A 3,243-nucleotide genomic window follows, 5' to 3' on the forward strand; every position below is an offset into this window, starting at 1 on the left:
ACTCCCCACTCCCCACTCCCAATTTTGCGCCATTAAGCGACAGTTGTGGCAGTATAGAAAGAAGTTAGAAAGTTAGATGTTGCCATTGGGAACTTTATCGGGTGTTTTCCCCTGCACGCCAACTTTCGACAAGTTCCGCCTCACTACCACTAGCTTCATCTGCCCATTAGGAACTAAATCAAGGTCTTCGTAACCGCAGTTACGCATTTTAAGCAAATATTCTGGCGAAAGGAAGTATTATCGTCTGAATATTTGGAATTAACTGCGAAAAGATATATATACTCCCACCTTGACTCTTAAATGAATTCAGAAAACGCAGAAACTTACATAAACCATCCAACTTGGGGTCTACTTTACAAAATCTGTATGGTTGATGAAAACCAAGATTTGTTCACCACACTTTATGCCCAGCGCTTATTTTTTTTGGTCGCAAATGACGTTAAAGGTGTTAAATTCCAGTCTCTAGGACGTACTGAGGCTAGAATGATGTTGGAAAATCGCTTACGTACCCTGCGGCGCAGTGGACAATCTCAGGAGTACGATCAGCTTCAGAGTGTTTTCCAACGCACCTTCCAATGAGCAGTTTGATTTCCGAACGTATTGTTTCCATTCGCTCCTTACTGCCAACTTCAGTCCGATTGATTGCTGTTAGCAAGCAAGTTTCTGCCCAGGCCATCCGGTCTGCATACTCCGCAGGAATTCGTGATTTTGGGGAGAGTCGTATCCAAGAAGCTGCCAGCAAACAAGCCGAGTTGCAAGACTTAGCGGATATTAGCTGGCACTTTATTGGACATTTGCAAAGCAACAAAGCCAAAAAAGCTATTGAACAATTCCAATGGATTCATTCCGTGGATAATTTGAAGCTGGCACAACGCTTAGATGAATTGGCGCAACAGCTAGGAGTAAGTCCCCAAGTTTGCCTGCAAGTGAAAATTCTCCCCGATCCCAACAAGTCGGGTTGGAGTGTGCCAGAACTTTTAGCTGATTTACCCGCACTTAATCAATACAAAAATTTACAAATTCAAGGTTTGATGACAATTCCGCCTTCAGGATTAAATGATCCTGAAATTTTGAATGTGTTTAATCTCAATCGTGAACTGGCAAAAGAAATTCAGGAGCAAAACTGGCCGCACATAAAAATGCAGCACTTGTCTATGGGTATGTCAGGCGACTACGGACTAGCAGTGCAAGCAGGCGCGACGATGGTACGATTAGGAACCATATTGTTTGGCGATCGCGCTTAGCATATTGTTGATCAACCTTGCAAATCAGTATTACATAGAAGCTCAGGATTTAATGGCAACAATTTTGTAACAGACTGGTGCAATTAGAAACAAAGGATATAGTATTGACAAGAGCAATCGCCAAGGGAAAATGGGATAAAAAGAACTTTCCTTCGGACAAACCTTAGGATATAATTTTGACTCATCATTATGTTTAGGCGATGCACAGACCTTTCCAATAAGTGTCAGTTTATGGCCAAAACCCGTACTATAGGCTACAAATAGCAATACACTTGCTGAAGTATCCACCCATGTAGCGATACGCTCCTAACTCAATCAATCCTAAGTCAAGTCAATACAGGCTATTCGCACCAGGAGAGTACATAGACAATGAACAACATATTTTCCAAACTCAGAGACTTTGTAGGTCTAAATGAGCAAGTGGAATACGAATATTACGAAGAAGAACCGGATAGAGATAGAGATAGAGATAATAATTACCAAAATCTGTATCAGCAAGAAAATCCCCAGCCAGCACCACAAGAGAGTGCAGCCGCTCAAAATCGACGCTGGCGGGAACCAGTGCCTACAATGGGAGATGATATAACCGCAGGTTCAAAGCCAATGGGGAATGTGATTGGTATGCCAGGAGCAATTAACGGAATTTCGGAAGTTTTAGTACTCGAACCACGCACCTTTGAAGAAATGCCCCAGGCAATTCAAGCGTTGCGAGAACGCAAGTCAGTGGTATTAAATCTGACAATCATGGACCCAGATCAAGCTCAACGAGCAGTAGATTTTGTCGCAGGTGGTACTTACGCACTAGATGGACATCAAGAGCGAATCGGTGAGAGCATCTTTTTGTTTACGCCAAGCTGTGTCCAAGTTAGTACCCAAGGTGGGGTTCTTCATGAAGTACCGCAACCACCAGCACGCACCTCTCGTCCTACAGGTTCTGCAAATCAAACTTGGGGCAACGAAGCTAACCGCATGGCACAATAAAGTTAAATTAGTTGTTAGTCCTTTGTCCTGTGTCAGTTCTCCTTTGTTGGTTCAATGACAAATCACCAGTGACAAATGACTAATGACCAATGACTAATGACCAATGACTAATGACTATAAAATTTGGCTTAATTGGTGGTGGGGTAATGGGAGAAGCGCTGTTATCCCGCCTTATTGCGCTTGGAATTTATCAATCCTCAGAAGTAATAGTCAGCGAACCGCTATCCTCACGCCAGGATTTTTTAAAACAGCAATATGATGTTGCTGTGACAACGGATAATACCCAAGTTTTCACTCAAGCAAAAGAAGTTGTCTTTTTTGCAGTGAAACCGCAAGTATTTAGCGCGATCGCTCAAGAATTAGCAGATATTGATATTTTTAATCCAGAACACTCACCATTGATCATTTCCATCTTAGCGGGTGTACCTTTAAGTCAGCTAGAAGCTGCATTTGGGCAATTGCCAGTTATTAGAGCAATGCCCAATACACCCGCAACTGTGGGAGCAGGAGTTACTGCAATTTGTTTAGGTGCATACACCAATCCCAAACATCATCAAATAGCACAGGAAGTTTTTGGTGCCGTCGGGGAAGTCGTCGAAGTGTCAGAAGCGCTGATGGATGCAGTTACAGGACTATCAGGTAGCGGCCCGGCTTACGTGGCGCTCTTGGTAGAAGCACTCGCTGATGGCGGAGTAGCAGCAGGTTTACCCAGAGCAATCGCTAATCAACTAGCCTTGCAAACCGTACTGGGAACAGCGAAATTGTTGCAGGAAACCAAAATGCACCCAGCAGAACTCAAAGATCGCGTTACCAGTCCCGGTGGTACAACCATTGCCGGGATTGCCAAACTAGAACAGGCAGGATTTCGTTCAGCTTTAATTGAAGCAGTAAAAGCTGCCACACAGCGATCGCAAGAACTGGGAAAATAAAAGAATAAAGAGTGGGGAGTGGGGAGTGGGGAGTGGGGAGTGGGAAATGATAGCTTTTGAAATTCGCTCTTATCAAGATTTAAAAGTTT

Annotated in this window: 5 protein-coding genes; 4 read left to right on the top strand and 1 reads right to left on the bottom strand. The window is 43.6% G+C overall.

Annotation, left to right across the window (positions count from 1 at the left end):
- Positions 1 to 72 precede the first annotated feature (72 nt).
- Complete coding sequence (locus F8S12_RS41500) at positions 73 to 207, bottom strand: hypothetical protein (protein WP_269144764.1); 135 nt, start codon at positions 205 to 207, stop codon at positions 73 to 75.
- Between the two features lie 93 nt (positions 208 to 300).
- Here F8S12_RS41500 and pipX point away from each other — a divergent pair, with 93 nt between their 5' ends.
- The 4 genes from pipX (at position 301) to proC (ending at position 3,154) form a co-directional block, all read left to right on the top strand.
- A complete protein-coding gene (gene pipX, locus F8S12_RS03170) occupies positions 301 to 579 on the top strand; it encodes a transcriptional coactivator PipX (protein WP_196514765.1) in 279 nt (92 codons plus the stop codon).
- Complete coding sequence (locus F8S12_RS03175; RefSeq protein WP_196514766.1) at positions 576 to 1,244, top strand: YggS family pyridoxal phosphate-dependent enzyme; 669 nt, start codon at positions 576 to 578, stop codon at positions 1,242 to 1,244. The genes pipX and F8S12_RS03175 overlap by 4 nt, the downstream gene beginning before the upstream one ends.
- Positions 1,245 to 1,613: 369 nt before the next feature.
- Positions 1,614 to 2,225, top strand: coding sequence for a cell division protein SepF (locus F8S12_RS03180; RefSeq protein ID WP_196514767.1), 612 nt, complete (start codon positions 1,614 to 1,616; stop codon positions 2,223 to 2,225).
- A gap of 110 nt (positions 2,226 to 2,335) precedes the next feature.
- Positions 2,336 to 3,154: a pyrroline-5-carboxylate reductase gene (gene proC / locus F8S12_RS03185; RefSeq protein WP_196514768.1), complete on the top strand. Its 819-nt coding sequence runs from the start codon at positions 2,336 to 2,338 to the stop codon at positions 3,152 to 3,154.
- Positions 3,155 to 3,243: the final 89 nt, after the last annotated feature.

Origin of the sequence: Nostoc sp. WHI (assembly GCF_015714725.1) — a bacterium.
Lineage (GTDB): Bacteria > Cyanobacteriota > Cyanobacteriia > Cyanobacteriales > Nostocaceae > Nostoc.

Excerpts from the sequence above, each read along its gene's own strand:
- F8S12_RS41500 (WP_269144764.1), bottom strand. The coding sequence starts at position 207 with ATGCGTAACTGCGGTTACGAAGACCTTGATTTAGTTCCTAATGGGCAG.
- pipX (WP_196514765.1), top strand. The coding sequence starts at position 301 with ATGAATTCAGAAAACGCAGAAACTTACATAAACCATCCAACTTGGGGT.
- F8S12_RS03175 (WP_196514766.1), top strand. The coding sequence starts at position 576 with ATGAGCAGTTTGATTTCCGAACGTATTGTTTCCATTCGCTCCTTACTG.
- F8S12_RS03180 (WP_196514767.1), top strand. The coding sequence starts at position 1,614 with ATGAACAACATATTTTCCAAACTCAGAGACTTTGTAGGTCTAAATGAG.
- proC (WP_196514768.1), top strand. The coding sequence starts at position 2,336 with ATGACTATAAAATTTGGCTTAATTGGTGGTGGGGTAATGGGAGAAGCG.